Here is a 19237-nt window from a genome sequence, read left to right as displayed (position 1 = left end):
CGTTCTTGCCAAGGAGAGAGGCGGAGGGTGAAATTTTCCATTTTCGGCAATGCTAAAAAAGCAAGTGCATATTGTGTATGTACAGGGTAAATGCTCTTAGAATCCGCAGGGAGGAGAACAACGTGAGAAATGAGTTTGCTAAACTGAGGGCCTGGTCGTTAGAAGGTCCGAGTATCCAAATCGATCCCCTGTTTCCTTATTACCTTAACCGCTCTGCTGACAGTATTGCTGAAGAAATACAGCTTGCCGGCTACCGGACGGTCCATTATTTTGTGGTGAATGAAAATGAGGTGAATACCGAACTAATCGAATCCTTTCATCACCGGGATATTGCCGTCTGGGCACTTGTCATCGGAAACGGGACATTCTCAACCTCTCATCTGCCGCCGGAATGGCCTTCCTGGAAAATGGGGCTTTTGAAGGAGCTGAATGATGGATTTGAACGGTTTTCCCCATTCTCGCAGGAGTATGTGCAGTGGAAAAAGGAAACCGTATCACGGATGCTTCGCGAATATCCATTTGACGGCATCGAAATTGCTGAGCCCTATTTTCCCGAATGGGACGGTATCCGCCGCGGCGTATACGGAGACATTGGAGCTGCAGCACAGCAGGCTTTTCATGAAAAATACGGGCTGGCCGTACCTGAATTCGTTAACCGATTCGCGGCTAATTATTATAAAAAAACGCCGGATATTTATGCTAAATGGATTGATTTTCGCGTGGACGCCGTCAATGCACTCATTGATGAAATCATTAACGGCAGCGGCGGAGCCCGGGAGACCCGGCCGGATATCCTGGTGGCCACATGGTCGCTGGCTGTTGACGGCGGGGCCGTTTCCACCCTACGGCTGAAGGAATGGCAGGGACTTGACGCCATCTCTATGATCGGAAGGGTTAAACCGGACCTCCATGTGCTTCAGACCCATTGGCCGGATTGGATGAAACGGAATCTGAGGGCTAATTATCCAAGCTCTTATGAAGGCTTTGCTGCCCCAATTCGGGCGGCGTTCCCGGATCTTTCGCTCGGAATACAGGCTGATGTCGGCTCAAGAGCGAACATGGCTAAGGACCGCAGCTGGCTGAACCACTTCCAGAACACTGTATATGATTTGGGGTATCAGACCTGGACCGCCTACGAATATCATCTCGGCGGATATATGTATCATGAGCCTCCCGTTCCGCTGGCGGCTGGCATCCATGGAGATACAGAAGTGGTCATATCCTTTAATAAGCGCCTGGATCCCAATTCAACCGGGGGGATCGTGCCGGTTATTAGCGAAGAGCAGGAAGCAGGCGGAGAAGAGATCCGGATGGAAGAAAGCGTGGTGGACGGCAACAGGTTATGGCTGCGCTTCAACCGGCTTCCGGAACGTAGGCCATTCGATATTGAGATCGGTCACGCCAAGGACACGCCGTCTTTATGGCATGTGAAGGGAAAAAGAGCGAACGAAACTCCGGCCGGAACCCGCATTAGCGTATATTAACGTACAAAAAAGCGTCCAGCCTCAGCCAGCAAGCTGAGTTCCGGACGCTTTTTTTGCATATTACTGAGCGGTATATCCACCATCGACCATCAGGCTGCTTCCCACCACGAAGGAGGAGTCGTCACTGGCCAGGAAGAGGACGGCTTTGGCGATCTCTTCGGCGCTTCCAAGCCGGCCGATCGGGTGCAGTTCCGCGAGCTTCTGCTTCTCTTCGGGAGGCAGTGCCTTGAGCAGCGGCGTATCAATGTATCCTGGGCAAACTGCGTTAACGCGGATGCCCCGGCTGGCGTACTGGATGCCAAGAGTTCGGGTAAGCATCACGACGCCGCCTTTGGAGGAGCCGTATGCCGTCACTCCGGCCTTCGCTGCATGTCCGTGAATGGAAGCGGTATTGATGATCGCGCCGCCGGTGCCTTGCTTCAGCATCTGAAGCAGCGCATATTTATCGGACAAGAATACACCCGTCAGATTCACGTCAAGCGTACGCTGCCATTTCTCTAGCGAGAGGGAGTCAGCCGGCTCGTCGTTGGCTATGCCCGCATTGGCAAACATGATATCGAGCTGACCGTATGTATGCACGGTGCGTTCAATCAGCGCCTCAATTTCCTTTTCCTCCTTTACATCCATTTTCACATAGATGACGCGGTGTCCGTCATCCTGCAGCCGGTTTGCGACCTCCTGTCCTGCCTCAGAAAAATCGGCTACGACCACGTTGGCGCCCTCCTGTGCAAACAGGCGTGCCGTTGCTTGTCCGATCCCGCTGGCCCCGCCGGTAATAATGGCTGTTTTGCCGGATAATTTCATAGGTCAACTCTCCTTTCGTTTATATATTTACCCATTTTTCTAAAAATACCCTGATACAACTCCAAGTTGCTATTGAGAACCGACTTTAGGGAGGAATGGCTGTCAAGCTGAGCGATATGGTTGAAAGGGACAAATTTAAGGTGTCTTGAAGGTTCTTTTCATCTTATTTTAAGATAAGCCTCCTATAATAGAGCCATACCCCTTTTATAATAGATTGCTTGAAGCCCTGGAGCCCGATACTCCAGGGTCTGTTTTTTTGTTATTGATATAAAAGAAAACTACCGCATATACGGTAGTTTTCTTTATTTTCTATTAGACTTATTCGCCGAGACCTTTGCCCATTCCCTTAAGGAATTGCAGGCCGAAGCTGATGGCGCGGTTCACGTCGGGGTCCTTCAGGGTGCTCATGAGGGAGAACATCGTCAGCTTTTTATCCTGCGGCTCTTTCGCTTCCTCAAGACCTTTGGCGACACTGCTTAGCAGCTTAGCGGTCTGATCCGGATCGATAGCGGAAAGTGCCCCCGCTGCTGCGAGGCCGTTATTAATCATATTGGTCATTTCCGGACGCTTGGCCTGATGAAGGGCGATTTCGGCAACTTTAGCTTTTGCCTTCAGCAGCGATTCGGCCGCTTCCAATACGCCGCTCCCATAGAGCTCGCTTAGAACGGCAATCGCTTTTTCAATCGCCTGTTCATGCTCGGCGACGGAATCCTTCAGCTGGTCCAGCGACTGTTGTTTCACTTCTTCTTCACTAAGTACACGTTTTTTTATGATAGAAATGGGCTCTGCCATCTTCGTACCACCTTTCCTTTAGTCCACCAGAGAAACATAATCAGGACGGTTCCATTTGCGCTGAACCTCAACTCCGTTTTGCGGATGCCGCTTCTTGTTGCGCGGATTGCTGAGCGGAAGCGGATTTGCTCCCTTAATGTTCAGCGATTGCATCCGGACTCTCATCTGTTTATAGGCAGGTGTATGCGTTCGAACATCCACAGCGCCTCCGGTTAGGAGGTTGACTGCCGTTTCATGACTGGTGGAGTGCATTGGAACATACACTTCATTGCGGTGCACACGGTCTGTTACCAAAGCCTTCAGCTTGAGGGCGCCGTAAGGCGATTCAAGGCGAACCAGCGATCCGCTCTCAAGGCCGCGCTCTGCGGCAAGCTCAGGCGAGATCTCCACGAAGACTTCAGGCAGCTTCAGGTTGATGCCATGCGACTTGTTCGTCATATTGCCTTCATGGAACTGCTCCAGAAGACGGCCGTTATTCAGCACGAGATCGTACTCAGCTGGGAGTTCCACTGGAGGGATGTAGTCAACCAGCGAGAAGCGGGCTTTTTTGTCCGGGAAATGGAATCCGTCTGTATACAGCAGCGGAGTGCTTTCTCCTGTTGTTGAGCCCCAGGTAAAGCTTCCCCATCCTTCCAATACCTCGTAGCTAGCTTGGCTGAAGAATGGTGTCAGGCTGGCCATTTCCGCGAAGATTTCGCTTGGATGGCTGTAGTTCCAGTCGAAGCCGAGGTGTTTCGCGAGCTGAGTAGTAATCCACCAGTCCGGTTTGGAATTGCCCATCGGTTTCATTACCTCGTACAGACGCTGTACGCGGCGCTCTGTATTGGAGAAAGTTCCGTCCTTCTCCAGAGAAGGAGCGGCAGGCAGAATAACATCGGCAAACTGCGCCGTTTGGGACAGAAATACGTCCTGAACGACGAAGAAGTCCAGCTTGCTGAGCAGTCCTTGCACGTGGTTGGCGTTGGAGTCGACCCAAGCCATGTCTTCGCCGACCAGATACATGCCCCTCAGCTCGCCGCGTTCCACGGCATCCAGCATCTGGATGTTATCCATGCCTGGCTTTGGCGAGATGCTTACGCCGTAAGCTTTTTCGAAACGGGTACGTGCTTCATCATTCGATACATGCTGGTAGCCCGGCAGCCATGGCGGCAGGGTACCCATGTCACAGGCGCCTTGTACGTTGTTGTGGCCGCGGAGCGGATAAGCACCAGCGCCCGGACGCATGTAGTTGCCCGTTGCAAGCAGCAGATTCGAAATAGCAGCGGATGTATGCGATCCGGCTACGTTCTGGGTTACACCCATACCCCAGCAGATGGCGGTTCCGTCGGCTTCATGAATCATCGTAGCGATCGAAATGAGCGTATCCTTGGAAATGCCGGTTTCTGCTTCCGCGAATTCGAGCGTGAATTTCTCAAGCAGCTGCGCGTATTCACCGAACTGATTGACATGCTGCTGTACGAAAGCTTCGTCATGCCAGCCTTGGTCGATCATGTATTTCGTTACGGCTGCAAGCCATACGAAGTCGGTGCCTTGTTTAGGGCGGATAAAGAGATCCGAGCGCTCTGCCATCTCATGTTTGCGCAGATCCGCAACGATCAGCTTTTGTCCATGCAGCTTGTGAGCGCGTTTGATGCGCGTTGCCAGTACCGGATGGCCTTCGGCCGGTGCACATCCGATCAGAATGACAAGTCCCGCCGCAGCGATATCCTTGATGGAGCCTGCATCGCCGCCGATACCCACCGTGGACATGAGGCCGTCTGAAGCAGGGGATTGGCAGTATCGGGAGCAGTTGTCGATGTTGTTCGTTTCAAACACCTGACGCGCCAGCTTTTGAATTACATAGTTTTCTTCGTTCGTAATTTTGGAGGAAGAAATGAATCCGAGCGCGTTCGAGCCATATTCCTTCTTGATTCCGCTAAGACGCTCGGCAACAAGGGAGAGTGCTTCATCCCAGGTGGCTTCCACAAAAGCATCGCCCTGACGGATCAGCGGAGTGGTAATGCGTTCTTCGCTGTTCACGAAATCCCAGCCGAATTTACCTTTAACGCAGGTCGAAATCGCATTAACCGGTGCGTCATGGGAAGGCTGTACTTTCAAAATCTTGCGTCCTTTGGTCCATACTTCAAACGAGCATCCGACGCCGCAGAACGTGCAGACCGTTTTGGTCTTGCGTGTTCTGGTGTCACGCATCGCGGCTTCAATTTCGGAGATGGCAAAAATACTGCTGTAGCCTGGCTCCACCTCTTTGACCAACTCGATCATCGGATCGAGAATCGGTTTGTCAAGGCCGGTCATAAAGCCGGCTTCACCGAGCATCGATTTTTCCATCAGGGCGTTGCAAGGACAGATCGTTACGCATTGTCCGCAGCTGACGCAGGAGGAGTCGTTGATGGATGAACCAGCGTCCCAACGGACACGCGGAATATCCGCTTCCCAGTCGATCGACAGGGTTTCATTGACCTGCAGGTTCTGGCAGACCTCCACGCATTGACCGCAGGCGATACATTGGTTCGGGTCATAGCGGTAAAATGGATGGGACATATCGACTTCAGAGGCGTCGACCTTCGGCCGGTAAGGATATTTTTGATGCTCGATTTCCATTAGCTCGGCCGTGTTATGCACTTTACAGTTGCCATTGTTGTTGTCGCATACGGTGCAGTATAGCAAGTGGTTTTCAAGAATCCGGTCCATCGCTTCGGTTTGCGCTTCCTTCGCTCTTTTCGAGGAAAGCTTGATGTCCATGCCGCTTGCCGCTTTGGTGGAGCATGCACGTTGTAATTGCCCGTTAATTTCAACAATGCAGGTATCGCATGTTTGAATCGGGTCGACTTCAGGTACATAACAAATTTGAGGGTGTGAAAGGCCCGCGAGATTAATCGCCTCGAGTACCGTCATGCCCTCTTTGACTTCAACCTTTTGTCCGTTCAAAGTTATACTTACAGTTTCCTGGCTCACGAAATAACCTCATTTCCCCAATTTTTTCTCGATAACGGAAAATCCACTACCCTTTGCAAATGCATACAAAAATGCCCATAAACAAAAAACTCCACTAAACCCGGTCCGCTAGTTCTGGTGCGGCAGGTTGTAGTGGAGTAACCGATTAGCAATGGCCTACTAAACTGATCATTCCGTTATTTTGTCAAAACTGTGTCTCGCCAATGATTATACTACTCCGGCTTGAACAAATTCAAGAATGAATTATTTGTCATAGCCAAAACCTAAGCCTTCTGTTTTTTTCGAAATCGTCCTGTACATTGTTACTAGGATTTAGTATAGTGTTAAACTTGTAATGAGGTGATTGAGGGATGAAAAAAGAAGTTGCGTTTAACGATATTATCCGGAAAGTCAGAAAAGACACGTTTGGCAAAGGCCCGGAGCGCATTCATACCACCTTTGTGGAGAACATGGCGATCACCCGGATGTATGGGAATTTTACCCCTACGGAAAAATTTATCGCGCAAACGCCTGAAGGCAAAAAAATGGTACACAGTGCCAGAACACATATGATCCAAGAGCTATACAAATGCAAGGTTCCGGAAGGCTTGGAAGAACTTTGCGGTTCGAAGCTGATTCATTTGTTTAATGACATTAAGGTCGATGAAGATGTGGCTATTTCCGTATTCTTGTTTGAAAAAAATATAGAACAGGGATGAGAAACCGATGAACGATGTGACGAGAGAAAAGGGGAACATTATCCGCTACGAGCAAGGCCACATAACGGAGAAAAAGGATCTCATAGTCACCGAACATCCAGTAACGATCAAAATAAACGGTGAAGAATTCGCTACACTGGTCTGCACGCCTGAATATATTGAGGATATGGCTGTTGGCTATCTTGCTTCGGAGGGAGTGATCTCCGGAATCGATGAAATAGAGGACCTGTGGGTTCAGGAGGACGAGGGCTTCGTCCACGCCACGGTCAGTAGGTGGAGCCCACTCCACCGTCAGATGTACAGCAAGCGGTATGTAACATCCTGCTGCGGCGCAAGCCGTCAGGGATTTGTTTTTTTCAATGACGCGAAGACGGCCAAGCGGCTGCATGATGTACCTGTCGAGCTGTCCTTTGACGATATTTTCCGGCTGGTCAGAACGATGCAGGAGAACGCAGAAACCTTCAGCAAAACGGGCGGTGTACATAATGCAGCTCTATGCGACCGCAGCGGTATACTGCTGGAGCGGATGGATATCGGGCGGCATAATGCGCTTGATAAAATCTATGGTCACTGCCTGAAACAGGATATTCCCATGAACGATAAAATCATCGTGTTCAGCGGTAGAATTTCTTCTGAAATTCTGCTTAAAGTCGCGAAAATCGGCTGCGGCGTGATTCTGTCCAAGTCGGCGCCAACGGCGCTGGCGCTTGAGCTTGCGGAAAATCTGGGGATTACGGCTGTCGGTTTTGTACGCGGCAGCTCTTGTAACGTATACACCCACCCGCAGCGCATTATCGAGTGCAGGGGGCAGCTAGACAAAAACACGGCGGATGTGGAGTAGCCGGGTTATTTTGTGCACTGAAATGGAGTGAGCATCATGGAAACCAATGATTATTACAATCGCATACTTCGAGACCTGCGGATTTCCGTGACGGACCGCTGCAATTTCCGGTGCCGCTACTGCATGCCGGAAGAGATCTTTAATCAAGATTATCCGTTTTTATCCCGAGGCGATATTCTTTCGGTCGATGAAACGGTCAGGATTGCGCGGATTTTTGCGCGCCTTGGCGTACAAAAAATGCGCATAACCGGCGGCGAGCCGATCCTGCGCAAGGAGCTGCCCGAAATCATTGCAGGCATATCCCAGACTCAAGGGGTCAAGGATATCGCATTGACCACTAACGGGAGTTTGCTGGCACAGCAGGCTGCGAAGCTGCGCGAGGCGGGGCTCATGCGCGTCGCGGTCAGCTTGGATGCGCTGGACGACGAGACGTTCATGAGAATGAACGGCGGCAAGGCCCGTGTGCAGCAGGTTCTGGACGGTATTGATGCCGCTGCGGAAGCGGGTCTGCTGGTGAAAGTGAACATGGTGGTGCAAAAAGGCGTGAATGAACATGCGCTGCTGCCTATGGTCCGTTATTTTCGTGAAAAAGGCCATATCCTGCGCATGATTGAATACATGGACGTTGGCAATAGCAATGGCTGGGACTGGAAGCATGTGGTCAGCAAAAAGGAAATCGTGGAGAGGATTAGTGCCGAGTTTCCGCTTGAGCCTGCGGATCCCAATTATACGGGTGAAGTGGCTTCACGCTTCCGTTTCCTGGACGGTAAAGGCGAAATCGGCGTGATTTCTTCTGTCAGCGATGCTTTCTGTTCCACCTGTACGAGGGGAAGACTGTCAGCTGATGGCATGTTCTATACCTGTCTGTTTGCGACCAAAGGACATGATTTGCGCGAACTACTGCGCTCGGATGCTTCCGATGACGAGATTGCGGAGCGGATTACATCCATATGGCGTGGACGCCATGACCAATATTCTCTGGAGCGTGAATCGGCAAGAGAAGGGCAGGGCGGAGGAGCCAAAGTAGAGATGTCGCGGATCGGCGGATAAAATTTAGACAGTTGAAATTTTGGTTATACAAAATCTTTACGTTCACATTCTTGACAAAAACCGATCGTATGTTTATCATGTGTATGAAATGTCATAGCAATGGAAGGGCTGTAGGTGTTGCAGCTTCTCTATTGATTGAAATGAACGTGTGATTGATGCTCCTATAGGAAACGGGTAGGAGAATTAACCGGCACTAATCTTTCTGTATCGTATTTCTTTTGATCAGAAGGATTCGTGGCGGTTTTTTTGTTGTGTTTTCGAAAAGAGCAGCATTTGAAAAAAGTTTATGGAGGTATAAGTTATGTCATCGTTTTACTCACCACAGCAGATTAAAGACATTGCTGCAGAAACAGGGGAGAAGAAGGCCAGAGCATCCCTGTCCTCACTGCTGGTTCTGGGCTTTTTGGGCGGAGCTTTTATTGCTCTGGGATTCCTGCTGGATATCCGTGTCATCGGAACGGCGCCTAAGGAATGGGGTTCGTTTGCGGGCTTTCTGGGAGCCTGCGTGTTTCCTGTAGGTCTGATTCTGACGTTGCTTGCAGGCGGAGAACTCTTGACAGGCAATATGATGACGCTGCCAATGGCATGGTTTTCACGTAAAATCGGTTTCGGAGCCGTACTGAGAAACTGGATTGTGGTGACCATTGCAAACTTCCTAGGCGCAGTGTTCGTCGCGTATTTCTTTGGGCATGTGGTTGGCCTTACCGAAGGCGCTTTCTTGCCGAAGACGACAGCCATTGCAGGTGCCAAGGTCAATGATACTTTTATACAGGCATTTGTGTCTGGCATCGGCTGCAACTGGCTCGTATGTCTTGCTGTCTGGCTCGCTTTCGGCGCGAAAGATTTTGCCGGGAAAATCGCCGGCATGTGGTTCCCGGTTATGGCCTTTGTCGCTATCGGCTTCCAGCACGTTGTTGCGAATATGTTCGTGATTCCAGCCGCCATTTTCGCCGGACAAATGACTTGGGCACAATATTTCCCAAACTTTGTTGCGGTATTCCTAGGCAACGTGGTTGGAGGCGCAATTTTCGTTGCAGGGGCATACTTCGTCGCATACCGCCAGCCTGCTGGCTCCGCCGCTGTTCTGAAGCAGCAGGAAAGTCAGAAATCCGCATAAAGCTATTGAACGTTTTGATTCAAGGTTTGAATAAACTTCAGCACCGCCATGACAGCCGGCTCATCCTTGCTCTGCAGCAGGGACAGATCCCGGCTGATCTTCATTCCGCGGATGGGAATTTCACAGAGCTCGCCGCTCTCAAGTTCCTTGCAGACGACCCAGCGCGACAGAAGGGCGATACCGAGCCCCCAGGTTACGGCTTCCTTTACACTCTGGCTGCTGTTAAACACAAAGCTGCGCTTAACGGACAAGCCGCTATCCTGAATTAATCTGTCACTATATGCACGTGTACCTGAGCCCGTCTCCCGCATCACCCAGACATGGCCTTGAAGCTGGCTTACGTCAACGCTTTTTCCAGAAGCGAGCAGATGATCAGGGGAGGCAACCAGGACCATTTCATCTTTCATAAAGGGAGTGACCTGCAGGTCCTTTGCGTCAACTTTACCTTCGACTAAACCGATATGGAAACGTCCTGCCCGGACGTCCTGCAAAATATTGTCCGAGTTGCTGATATGAACCTGCACATCCACGAGAGGGTACTGCTGGGCATACTCCGCAAGCACCCGCGGCAAAATATACTCTCCGATCGTAAAGCTTGCCCCCATAGACAAAGAGCCTGTTACCTCGTCTCTCAGCATGTAAATATCCTGCTTCGCTTCATCATACATCGCCAGGATCTGCTGTGCCTTGCCAAACAATATTTCTCCGGCTTCGGTTAATTTAACCAGCTTGGGTGAGCGGTGCATCAATTTGGTACCGAACTCGTTCTCAAGATTTCGGATATGAAGACTCACGCCTGGCTGGGACAGATTAAGCAATTTGGCGGCCTGGGAAAAGTTCCGCTGCTCGGCTACCGTAACAAACACTTTCAATGTATCGGTGATCATGATGCAATTCCTCCAGTTTCGGTATTTATGCTAAAGTCTCAGCCCACCCAAAACAGTTCATCCAAAGTACGGTTCAGGGCATGGCAAATGTCCAGGCATAATTTTAATGACGGATTATAGCTCCCTTTTTCAATCAAACTGATCGTCTGGCGGGTAACGCCGGTTTGGTCTGCCAGCTGCTGCTGGGTTAAGCCTGCTTGAATGCGCGCTATTTTCACGGGATTCACCAAAAAGCATCGAACCTCCTCATGACCGCATTATAACATATGTATCACTTTTATGTAATATATATATTACATTTTGTTAAATATAATATGCATTTTATAACTACTCTCCCAACCATAAGTATTCCTCATGATAGGGATAGCAAATCGGTATTTCCCTTCCTGAGCGTGGAGGCATTATAGTGAGACGTATGAGAACGACAGAGTTAGAACAAAGGGGATGGTAATACCAATGATATCACCACAAGAGTCTGCGGTTCCTCGCAGAAAAAGAAAGACGAACGCGTTTATTTTAGGAGTCGGGCTGACGCTGATTTTGTCCCTGCTCGCTAAAGGATTATCGCTGCTTCCATTTCTCAGCATTATGGGACAGCTTGTTCTGGCGATTATCCTCGGGATGATTTACAGAGCATCGGTCGGGGTGCCACAGTATATTATGCCTGGGGTTGCATTTTCCAATAAAAAGCTGCTCCGCTTCGGGATCATCCTGCTTGGGATGAGGCTGAATTTGACGGATATCGCCAATGCCGGGCCGAAAGTTATTGTGCTCGCCATGGTAAATATTACAGTAACCATCTTTATCGTGTATGGACTTGCAAGGATGCTGAAGGTAGACCGGACGATGTCGCTTATGACGGCATGCGGTACAGGGATTTGCGGCGCTGCAGCCGTCATTGCCATTGCTCCGCTGATCAAAGCGAAGGAACAGGAAACGGCCGTCAGTGCGGCGACAGTAGCCATCCTTGGTACGCTGTTTACGCTGATTTATGTAACTATTTATCCTTTTCTTGGGTTAACGCCAGCAGCTTACGGTGCATTTGCAGGGGGGACGCTGCATGAGGTAGCCCACGCTATCGCGGCGGCGGCGCCAGGCGGCAAAGAAGCGGTGGATATGTCTGTCATCGTCAAATTGACAAGGGTAGCCCTTCTAGTTCCGGTCTCGCTGATCGTCGGATACTGGGCCAGCCGCAAACAAGAAGATAAGACGGTTCAAAAAAACAAAGTTCAAATTCCGTGGTTTGTGTTTGGCTTCTTGCTCATGAGCGGTGTCAATTCACTGGGTATCATCCCGCATGAAGTGGCTACGCAGATCGTTAATCTCTCTTATATCCTGATGGCCATGGCGATGGCCGGACTTGGCCTCAACGTTGACTTTGCCTTCTTCCGCCGCAACGGAGGAAAGCCGTTTGTAGCCGGACTGCTAGGCTCAATCGTGTTGTCGGTTATGGGCTTCGCATTGGTACATGTACTTGGTTTTATGTAACAAAAAGAGGCGATTAAGGAATCATCGGATTCCTAATCGCCTCTTTTTCTATTGTTTCACTGCCTTTTGTTATGAAAGTAGGTGTTCAGCCTAGCTTGCTTCAACTTCTTCAAACTGACTGTTGTACAGGGTTTCGTAGAAGCCTCCCTTAGCAAGCAGCTCCTCATGATTACCTTGTTCGATAATGTCGCCGTCCTTCATCACGAGAATCATATCCGCATCGCGAATCGTGGATAAGCGGTGTGCAATCACGAAGCTCGTACGACCTTTCATCAGATTCGTCATCGCCTTCTGAATCAACGTTTCCGTACGGGTGTCGACTGAGCTTGTTGCTTCATCGAGGATCAGGATTTGTGGATCAGCAAGAATCGCGCGGGCGATGGTGAGCAATTGCTTCTGCCCTTGAGATACGTTGCTTGCTTCTTCATTCAGAACCATGTCATAGCCATCTGGAAGCGTACGGATGAAGTGGTCAACCTGTGCCGCTTTAGCTGCCTTCAGTACTTCTTCATCGGTTGCATTCAGCTTGCCGTATCTGATGTTCTCTTTGATGCTTGTGTTGTACAACCAAGTATCCTGTAATACCATGCCGAATAAGGAACGCAGGTCATTGCGTGTAAAGTCTTTGATATTCACGCCATCGATTAGGATTGCACCTTCTTGAATGTCGTAGAATCGCATCAATAGCTTGATAATCGTTGATTTACCTGCCCCTGTAGGTCCGACAATCGCGACCTTCTGACCATTTTTAACCGTTGCAGAGAAGTCGTTAATGATCGTCTTATCTTCAGTGTAGCCAAAATGAACATGCTCAAAGGTTACATCGCCTTTAATGTTGCTGACAGAAGCTGGCGTTTTTGTATCCTCAGGCTCTTCTTCTTCATCAAGGAATTCAAACACGCGTTCTGCCGCTGCAACAGTTTGCTGAAGCACGTTGGAAATATTCGCAACCTGTGCAATAGGCTGGGTGAATTGACGCATATACTGAATGAATGCTTGAATGTCACCGACAGAGATCTTACCGTTGACAGCCAAGTATCCGCCAAGAATACTGATCGCTACATATCCTAAGTTCCCGATAAACATCATGATTGGCATCATCATGCCGGATAGGAACTGGGACTTCCATGCGGAGGAATACAGCTTGTCATTATGCTTATCGAACTCTTTGACAGATTCCTCTTCGCCGTTAAATGCCTTCATCACAATATGGCTTCCATACATTTCTTCAATATGGCCGTTGACTCCGCCCAAGAATTTTTGCTGATTGCTAAAATGCTTCTGCGACTTCTTCACCACAGTCATAATGAAGATCATCGATATAGGAAGCACGGCTAAAGCCACAAGAGCCATCTGCCAGCTGATTGAGAACATCATAAACAGAATCCCGATAATCGTGGTTACCGAAGTAATGATTTGCGTCAGACTTTGATTCAAGCTTTGGCTGATGGCATCCACATCATTGGTAATGTGGGACAAGACTTCACCATGATTTCGTTTGTCAAAATATTTCAGTGGAAGCCGGTTAATCTTCAAGGAAATATCCCGACGCAGATTATACGTAACCTTCATCGATACACTGGACATCACATAACCCTGTAAATAACCAAACAATGCACTGATCAGATACAGAATGACAAGAATGATCATGATTTGACCGATATAGTCAAAATCTATCGTTCCTTTGCCCGCGATCATATTCATAACGCCTTCGAACACCGTGGTTATGGCATTACCGAGAATTTTCGGACCTAAGATATTAAAGACGGTAGAGGCAATCGCGAATAACATGACGACGCCTATTGCCATTTTGTACTGACCTAAATAGGAAATCAGTTTCTTGAATGTTCCCTTGAAATCCTTGGCTTTCTCGGCAACCATCATACCGCCAGGTCCGCCAGGTCCACCACCCATAGGGCCCCTGCGAGGTTGTTTTTTAAATTTGGAGGTTTTGTCGCTCATTGTAATTCCTCCTTAGAAAGCTGTGATGATGCAATTTCATAATAAGTCGGACAATCTCTTAGCAGCTCTTCATGAGTACCGATTCCGACGACTTCACCATCGTTAATAACGATAATTTGCTCTGCAGTCATAATGGTGCTGACACGCTGTGCAACGATGAGAACGGTGCTATCGCCTGTTTGCTCTTTTAAAGCACGACGCAGAGCGACATCCGTTTTATAATCCAGGGCTGAGAAGCTGTCATCAAAAATATAAATTGGCGGCTTCTTCACCAGTGCACGGGCTATAGATAAACGCTGCTTCTGTCCCCCAGAGACGTTGGTTCCTCCTTCGGAGATGGCTTTATCATAGCCTTCTTCCTGCTTCGATATAAACTCTTGTGCTTGAGCAATTTCAGCTGCCTTCTGTACATCCTCATCCGTTGCATCTCTTTTGCCGTAACGCAGATTGGACGCAATCGTACCGGATAGCAATACGCCTTTTTGCGGAACATAACCAATTTGATCATGCAGGTCATGCTGCGTAACCTCTTTGACGTTGACACCATTTACGAATATTTCGCCAGCGGTTGCATCATAAAACCGCGGGATGAGATTGATTAATGTAGACTTACCTGCACCTGTTGAGCCAATAATGGCGGTCGTTTCTCCAGGTTTGGCTGTAAAAGATATATTGTGTAAAACATCTTCTTCAGCATTTTCATAACGGAAGCTTACATTTCGGAATTCAACAAGTCCCCGATTACTGTTATTGAACGGTTTCGGATCTTTAGGATCCAAGATTGACGGCTCTGTATTGAGGACTTCTGCAATACGTCCTGCCGATACAGAAGCACGTGGAACCATAATGAACATCATCGAAATCATCAAGAAGGACATAATGATTTGCATTGCATATTGGATGAATGCCATCATGTCGCCGACCTGCATTGCGGAATCAGCAATTTGCTTGGAGCCGACCCAGACAATGAGCAGGGTAATAAAGTTCATAATAAGCATCATTGCAGGCATCATGAAGACCATCACACGGTTGATGAAGAGGTTGGTTTGTGTTAAATCCGTATTGGCAGCATCAAAGCGATTCTCTTCGAACTTCTGCGTACCAAAGGCTCTTACAACCATAAGTCCGCTTAGATTTTCTCTGGATACCAGATTGAGCCTATCGATCAGTTTTTGAATCAGTTTAAATTTCGGCATCGCAATGGAGAAGATCACTCCGATTAATAAAAGGAGCAGGAAAACGGCAACGCCAATAATCCAAGTCATGGAGGAGTTTTCTTTGAGTACCATAATGATACCGCCGATACCTAGAATTGGTGCATAGCACATGATCCGGATCCCCATAATGAGGAGCGTTTGAACTTGTGTAACATCGTTGGTTGTGCGTGTAATCAGGGATGAAGTTGAGAATTTATCAAACTCATTATTGGAGAAGCTCTCTACTTTCTCGAAAATATCCCTGCGTATTTTTTTAGCTACACCTGCGGCAATTCGAGCTGATAAATAGCCGACTCCAACCGTTGCAGCTGCACCGCCTAAGGCGATGAGGAGCATGATTAACCCTGTTTTGAGTATATACGCATTCTGGAGACTGCCGATGTCAACGCCAAGCTCGTTGTAGAGCAGCTTAACGAATCCGACACCTGTCTGCTTCTGCATGGCCGGGTCCATTTGTTCTGCTTTGGCTCTTGCGGAATCAATGATTTCGGGCGGCAATTTCTGGAACGTCGGAATCATGCTATAGAGCTCATCGAAATTAACATCCGACATATCGGTTGCTTTGGCAGGGGCTGCTTTTCCCCCTGATTTGGCAGCTAATTCTTTGGAGACATTAATGAATGTTCCTGCTGCTTCGCCGAAGATCGCGTTCAACTCGTCAGTCGAATTTGGGCCTTCTGCATTACGAACATATATATTTTCCGTTTTAACCAGAGGATATTCTTTTACGTATTTCTGATCTCCGGCTGAAACAAGTGTGTAATTCTTCGCTACGACAGACTTTTCTTGATCAGTCATAAACGTAGTCATTAACGTATAACCATTTTCACTAATTGCCTCTGGTACGGCATTCTCAATCCCGCTTTGCTGAATACCGGTATTCACGATATCAGACATGTAGCTCGGTAAGTTGAGGTCCGCCATGGCTTGCCCGAATAGCAGTACAATAGATAAGATCAATGTTGCCATAAAGGGCTTTAAGTATTTGGCAAGTTTTATCATAACGAGTTTGCTTCCTTTCAAAAAGATTGTTGGAACAGTTTACATTTACATTTTCATTTACTGGATTTTTCGTCCTTAATGTCACCGATGATGGTATACAGACGATTGAATAGATGGATCAATTGATCGGTTTCTTCTTTACCTAGTCTGTCAATAATTTCATCAGTAAATGCCATAAATTGTTGCGTTACCTTTTCCAAAATCAGCTTACCCTGCTCGGTTAGACAAATGTAAACGACACGTCTGTCATTCTTCGTCATCACCCGTTCTACATACCCTTTCTCCTCTAAAGCATTAACCATTTGCGATACAGAAGGGGAGGATATTTTAAGATATTCGCTGAGCTCAGATACCTTCATACCAGGGGGGATTTCCTCACTGCTATTATTTTGGGTATGCTTCTTAGACATGAATTCCCAAATAACATGCATCATAAGGTATTCTCCTCGTGGAATCTTGGCGTCATGGCCAGCTCTTGAGTGGATACGTCTAATTTTGGTCATGGCCTCCAACAACTGACGAGCCTGACTCTTCTCAGTTTGCATGATAAACCTCCAAAATTATCCTGTTTATTGTCAAACAATGAACTACTGAGGTAATTAGTATAGCTAACTATTTAACCATTTACAAGTTATCAAACCTATATAAATTAGACCCTTTGTCCCAAAACACGAACAACGCCCTTCCAACTTCCTACATGGGAAGCGAAAGGGCTGAATAGTCTGGTTTCTCGTTACTTGGAGCATTGTAACTTTTGGAACCGCCGTATGCGGACCCGTATGTATGGTGGCGGAATGTCGGGCGCAACCGCCCTAACCGATTACTCGGAATCATCCCCGTCATATCCGTTAATCAGATCTGTTCCGTGCATATCCTCCACCGTTGCGACAGGATCGACCGGACTGTTCTCTTGAATATCGTCGGCGTCCGGAACGTTCTCTAGTTCAGTATACTCATCAGTTACATCATCTGAAGCTTCCGGTTCACACGTAATGTTTTGGATTGTTTGCGTATTCACTTCGCGAAAGTCATTCTCAGGAGGGCCCACCTCTTGCGGGTGGTTTACGGCATTTTCGTAACGTTCACAGGTTAAATCAGTTTCTGTTTTATATTCTTCAGACAAGGGGTCATCTCCTTTAATCGAAGTTCCACCTTTACCCTTGCCCGAAACCGGTGAAAATAAACCATGCCCTGAAAAACATCTGGGAATGCCGGAAAGCATTTCAGTCATAAATATGTACGCAAAATGGCGCCGATGGTCACAGCGGCGTCATTTTGCATACTTTTAACCCGGAACTTCGGAGGAACTTCCGGTTATCAGATCCCGCCAAGCTACCCATAAACCGAGTATAATGGCAATAAGAAACAGTACTTGAGAAATAAGCGCAATTAGGTTTCTTTGGTATATGGCATCGGAACTGCTACTTGAATTGGAACGGATACTTGAATTGGAACGGCTACTTGAATTGGAACGGCTGACACTTTTGGTTTTTACAGGCTTCACATGTAGACACTCCTTTGAATGCAGCGTTATGTGCATTGGGAAGCTGATTCACTCAGGTGCGTTGTGAACTCAATATAGAATATGTCTGCTATCAGATTCTCGTTCCGAAATAGGACAAAAATAGACAAAAGAGAGCGTGCTATTTGTGCTGAAGGGCCGATGCAGCTCCATATCCGGTTTCAAAGAATGAGAGTTTTAAGAAACAAAACTCATATAGTAATCCAACGGAATGTGATAAGACGTCTTTTATGGATTAAACGAAATGAAGACCAGACAAATACGGTAATGGAATCGTTCTAAAGCCTTTGGGCGCTATGGACCGTGATGGGGATTCGGGATCAAATAGCAGGGATAGCAGCCCGTTGTCATCCAGCGTAAGCTCTTCTCTTCCTGTGGTAATCACATAACTTCTGTCTTGATTGTCAGAGCCGCTATTCACCTTGAAAGTCTGATCCCAGGCAGCGGGAAGCAGCGGAGCGCACTGGGCCAGAAGTTTAGCGGCGTCGGTCATCCAGACGGTTCCGCTGTTCTGCCCATCACTAACCTTGGCCCCGGATGCTTTCAGCAGCTCCAGCAAACGTTCCTCCTGCCAGGGGACAGGGATAATCATTTGCTGCGCTGGGAACCGGCTCAACATTTCGGCAAAAAGTAGTGCGCAGCCCTGAACATCACCAGCCCATTCCACTGCTTGAGAAGGATCATGGGAAGACGCTGTGCTGCGTCCATCCGTGGAATGCACAGCTGCGACCGCGAAAGCCTGGATTTTTCCGTTCCTAATGGCTACGAGCGCCTGCGAGTCGAGACGGTAAATTTCAGGAATCGCGCTTGCACCGAGCAGGGTAAGCAGCTGAGTGGGCCCTTGCTCATATCCCGCTTGGGCAGCTGACAGAAGCCCGGTGACAGCAAAGATATCTTCCGGCACCATGCTTCGGATTGTCCAGCCCTCTGCTGCATCGGCCTGAAGTGCGGAAGCTGCTGTATGATTCAGGGCAGCGAACGATACCCGGCCAAAATATTGGCATCCGGAACGCATATACAGGGAACGATCCCCGGATACAAAGACAAGAGAAGCACCGGAGCGTTTGGCATGATCCATGCATTCCTCCAGCAGCCGGCTTGCGATATTTTGACCGCGGTAATCTGGATGTGTACAGACAGAACCAAGACCAAATACATGAAGACGGGCGCTTCCTAACCGAATAATTTCAGGCACCATGCCCATAAAGGCGACCATATTTCCTTCCTCCGTAAAAGCACCGTAAGAGTGGCTGATTCCCGGATTAAACAAGTACGGAAACAATTTGCACATAGACTTCTGCTCAGGCTGGCGGAAGACAAAATTGGACAAGGCAGCTGCCTCGCTCAGCTCATGCGGTAAAACTTTGCGGATAATCATTAGTTTTCGCCTCCATTATACGAGTCACATTCTTTTTTTT

At 48.4% G+C, this 19237-nt stretch carries 16 protein-coding genes; 6 read left to right on the top strand and 10 right to left on the bottom strand.

Translation table 11 applies throughout. The annotated features are described in order from the left end of the window. Positions 1–122 precede the first annotated feature (122 nt). On the top strand, positions 123–1484 hold the full coding sequence (locus MUG84_RS19890; protein ID WP_244728073.1) for an N-acyl-D-glucosamine 2-epimerase: 1362 nt from the start codon (positions 123–125) through the stop codon (positions 1482–1484). Between the two features lie 60 nt (positions 1485–1544). On the opposite strand, the gene MUG84_RS19885 is transcribed toward MUG84_RS19890, so the two are convergent. The 3 genes from MUG84_RS19885 to fdhF all read right to left on the bottom strand — a co-directional run bounded on the left by MUG84_RS19885 (position 1545) and on the right by fdhF (position 6035). Next, positions 1545–2288, bottom strand: a complete 744-nt coding sequence (locus tag MUG84_RS19885; protein ID WP_244728070.1) for an SDR family NAD(P)-dependent oxidoreductase — start codon at positions 2286–2288, stop codon at positions 1545–1547. Between the two features lie 318 nt (positions 2289–2606). After that, positions 2607–3080, bottom strand: coding sequence for a helical membrane plugin domain-containing protein (locus MUG84_RS19880; protein ID WP_244728068.1), 474 nt, complete (start codon positions 3078–3080; stop codon positions 2607–2609). An 18-nt stretch (positions 3081–3098) separates the two neighbouring features. Then, positions 3099–6035 carry a formate dehydrogenase subunit alpha gene (gene fdhF / locus MUG84_RS19875; protein WP_244728066.1) on the bottom strand — a complete coding sequence of 979 codons (2937 nt, stop codon included), beginning with the start codon at positions 6033–6035 and terminating at the stop codon, positions 3099–3101. Between the two features lie 350 nt (positions 6036–6385). Here fdhF and MUG84_RS19870 point away from each other — a divergent pair, with 350 nt between their 5' ends. The 4 genes from MUG84_RS19870 (at position 6386) to MUG84_RS19855 (ending at position 9741) form a co-directional block, all read left to right on the top strand. Beyond that, positions 6386–6733 (top strand): Na-translocating system protein MpsC family protein, encoded by a 348-nt coding sequence (locus MUG84_RS19870; RefSeq protein ID WP_244728064.1) that lies wholly within the window; start codon positions 6386–6388, stop codon positions 6731–6733. 7 nt (positions 6734–6740) lie between these two features. Beyond that, positions 6741–7574, top strand: coding sequence for a formate dehydrogenase accessory sulfurtransferase FdhD (gene fdhD / locus MUG84_RS19865; RefSeq protein ID WP_244728062.1), 834 nt, complete (start codon positions 6741–6743; stop codon positions 7572–7574). A gap of 36 nt (positions 7575–7610) precedes the next feature. Further along, complete coding sequence (moaA, locus tag MUG84_RS19860) at positions 7611–8624, top strand: GTP 3',8-cyclase MoaA (RefSeq protein WP_244728060.1); 1014 nt, start codon at positions 7611–7613, stop codon at positions 8622–8624. 301 nt (positions 8625–8925) lie between these two features. Next, positions 8926–9741, top strand: a complete 816-nt coding sequence (locus tag MUG84_RS19855) for a formate/nitrite transporter family protein (RefSeq protein WP_244728058.1) — start codon at positions 8926–8928, stop codon at positions 9739–9741. A 2-nt stretch (positions 9742–9743) separates the two neighbouring features. Here the strand turns inward: MUG84_RS19855 and MUG84_RS19850 are convergent, their stop codons facing one another. Together MUG84_RS19850 and MUG84_RS19845 are read right to left on the bottom strand one after the other, a co-directional pair. Next, on the bottom strand, positions 9744–10628 hold the full coding sequence (locus MUG84_RS19850) for a LysR family transcriptional regulator (RefSeq protein WP_244728056.1): 885 nt from the start codon (positions 10626–10628) through the stop codon (positions 9744–9746). Between the two features lie 38 nt (positions 10629–10666). Beyond that, positions 10667–10858 (bottom strand): helix-turn-helix transcriptional regulator, encoded by a 192-nt coding sequence (locus MUG84_RS19845; RefSeq protein WP_244728054.1) that lies wholly within the window; start codon positions 10856–10858, stop codon positions 10667–10669. Between the two features lie 226 nt (positions 10859–11084). Here MUG84_RS19845 and MUG84_RS19840 point away from each other — a divergent pair, with 226 nt between their 5' ends. Next, positions 11085–12116, top strand: a complete 1032-nt coding sequence (locus MUG84_RS19840; RefSeq protein ID WP_244728051.1) for a YeiH family protein — start codon at positions 11085–11087, stop codon at positions 12114–12116. Positions 12117–12206: 90 nt separating this feature from the next. Here MUG84_RS19840 and MUG84_RS19835 read toward each other — a convergent pair whose 3' ends face one another. The 5 genes from MUG84_RS19835 to MUG84_RS19815 all read right to left on the bottom strand — a co-directional run bounded on the left by MUG84_RS19835 (position 12207) and on the right by MUG84_RS19815 (position 19197). After that, a complete protein-coding gene (locus tag MUG84_RS19835; RefSeq protein ID WP_244728049.1) occupies positions 12207–14078 on the bottom strand; it encodes an ABC transporter ATP-binding protein in 1872 nt (623 codons plus the stop codon). Further along, on the bottom strand, positions 14075–16297 hold the full coding sequence (locus MUG84_RS19830; protein ID WP_244728047.1) for an ABC transporter ATP-binding protein: 2223 nt from the start codon (positions 16295–16297) through the stop codon (positions 14075–14077). The genes MUG84_RS19835 and MUG84_RS19830 overlap by 4 nt, the downstream gene beginning before the upstream one ends. Before the next feature lie 53 nt (positions 16298–16350). Continuing rightward, positions 16351–16842, bottom strand: coding sequence for a MarR family winged helix-turn-helix transcriptional regulator (locus MUG84_RS19825; RefSeq protein WP_244728045.1), 492 nt, complete (start codon positions 16840–16842; stop codon positions 16351–16353). Positions 16843–17117: 275 nt separating this feature from the next. Next, a complete protein-coding gene (locus tag MUG84_RS19820; protein WP_244728043.1) occupies positions 17118–17420 on the bottom strand; it encodes a hypothetical protein in 303 nt (100 codons plus the stop codon). A 634-nt stretch (positions 17421–18054) separates the two neighbouring features. Next, entirely contained in the window at positions 18055–19197 is a 1143-nt protein-coding gene (locus MUG84_RS19815; protein ID WP_244728041.1) for a GNAT family N-acetyltransferase, read from the bottom strand. Positions 19198–19237: the final 40 nt, after the last annotated feature.

It is taken from the genome of Paenibacillus mangrovi, assembly GCF_022898935.1.
GTDB classification, from domain to species: Bacteria; Bacillota; Bacilli; order Paenibacillales; family Paenibacillaceae; genus Paenibacillus_AQ; species Paenibacillus_AQ mangrovi.
This window is presented reverse-complemented; position numbering and strand designations above follow the sequence as displayed.

Coding starts and splice junctions, on each gene's coding strand:
- MUG84_RS19885 (WP_244728070.1), bottom strand. CDS start 2,288: ATGAAATTATCCGGCAAAACAGCCATTATTACCGGCGGGGCCAGCGGG.
- MUG84_RS19880 (WP_244728068.1), bottom strand. CDS start 3,080: ATGGCAGAGCCCATTTCTATCATAAAAAAACGTGTACTTAGTGAAGAA.
- MUG84_RS19870 (WP_244728064.1), top strand. CDS start 6,386: ATGAAAAAAGAAGTTGCGTTTAACGATATTATCCGGAAAGTCAGAAAA.
- fdhD (WP_244728062.1), top strand. CDS start 6,741: ATGAACGATGTGACGAGAGAAAAGGGGAACATTATCCGCTACGAGCAA.
- moaA (WP_244728060.1), top strand. CDS start 7,611: ATGGAAACCAATGATTATTACAATCGCATACTTCGAGACCTGCGGATT.
- MUG84_RS19855 (WP_244728058.1), top strand. CDS start 8,926: ATGTCATCGTTTTACTCACCACAGCAGATTAAAGACATTGCTGCAGAA.
- MUG84_RS19850 (WP_244728056.1), bottom strand. CDS start 10,628: ATGATCACCGATACATTGAAAGTGTTTGTTACGGTAGCCGAGCAGCGG.
- MUG84_RS19840 (WP_244728051.1), top strand. CDS start 11,085: ATGATATCACCACAAGAGTCTGCGGTTCCTCGCAGAAAAAGAAAGACG.
- MUG84_RS19835 (WP_244728049.1), bottom strand. CDS start 14,078: ATGAGCGACAAAACCTCCAAATTTAAAAAACAACCTCGCAGGGGCCCT.
- MUG84_RS19830 (WP_244728047.1), bottom strand. CDS start 16,297: ATGATAAAACTTGCCAAATACTTAAAGCCCTTTATGGCAACATTGATC.
- MUG84_RS19825 (WP_244728045.1), bottom strand. CDS start 16,842: ATGCAAACTGAGAAGAGTCAGGCTCGTCAGTTGTTGGAGGCCATGACC.
- MUG84_RS19815 (WP_244728041.1), bottom strand. CDS start 19,197: ATGATTATCCGCAAAGTTTTACCGCATGAGCTGAGCGAGGCAGCTGCC.